1 protein-coding gene is annotated in these 1,071 nt (G+C 58.7%); it reads right to left on the bottom strand.

Annotation, left to right across the window (positions count from 1 at the left end; genetic code table 11):
• Positions 1-114: 114 nt before the first annotated feature.
• On the bottom strand, positions 115-1,071 hold a 957-nt coding region (locus tag A5791_RS16275; protein WP_067238862.1), incomplete at its 5' end, for a hypothetical protein.

Raw genomic sequence — 1,071 nt, 5'->3', positions numbered from 1 at the left:
TAGTAACGGTCTGAGACACATTGGTTTCAGCAGTTGAGCCGGCCAGGGTGGCACCGGCCTGAGCTACCGCGACCACGACTGCAGTCAGATTGGCCTGCAGCCAATCTCGAGGCGTCACTTCGGGATCACCGGCACGCTATAGGAACCGCTGGCCTTGATCTGCGTGACGCAGGCTTGGCCGCGACGGCGCACACCAACACCGAAGCTGCGCTGGAAAAAGCTGTCCTGCAACGGATACGGGCCAAGACCGGGAATAGTACGCAAACCTTGATATTGGCGCTGAGCGTGCTGCCTGAACCCGATGGCGTTGTCAGGGCTGTTGGCTCCGTAGGTGGCGACAACCGCGAAGTAGTCTTCTGGGATGAAGTCGCTCTGGATGATCCAGGTCTCGCCGTAGGAACCCTGCACCTTAAGACCGTTGTAGGACTCCGGCGCAACCTGACCCACGATATTTTCCGGTTGCAAGTAGGCCGGAGCGCCAGCGGACGGAATGTAGTCGTGTTTGGCAATAATGCCGCTGGCGTTTTCTTCGCCAGCTTTGAAGGTTGACACCACTTCCGCCTGTGCCGGGTTCATCAGCGCCAACAGCCGTGAGTTTGATTCAGTGCCGAAACCGTGCTCGGTCACATGGCGAACGGCAGTTTCGAGGTCTCCGGAATCAATGGTGGCGCTACCGGAAACGAGGTAGTGCTGGTGTGCCGCCGCAAACTGCTTGCCGAGATAGGCCGGTGGAACCATGGTGTCACCGTTGTACAGGCCATAAACCGGATGCGACCACTCGTTGGCTTCCTGCGTTGGGTCAAACAGCCGCTGCAGGATGGTGCCGGTTGTCAGACGGTTGTCGGCCTCCAGTGCGTAGTTGGCGATTGCGCGGACTTGCTCAGCGGTGCTGTCCCGCAAGAATTTCCACGTCCAGCGGCTTGCCTTGTCGTAGTCCTTGAAGGTGTAGCCCATGAGGTGGTAGTCGCTGGGTGGCCGCATAGACTCCGGCTCACCGAACTCAGAACTTTCCTCGAAGCTATCCACACTACGGCTTTGAGGAATGGCCGAAGCGGTATCGGTGGTGTTGAA

Source organism: Mycobacterium sp. 852002-51163_SCH5372311, assembly GCF_001667115.1.
Lineage (GTDB): Bacteria > Actinomycetota > Actinomycetes > Mycobacteriales > Mycobacteriaceae > Mycobacterium.
This window is presented reverse-complemented; position numbering and strand designations above follow the sequence as displayed.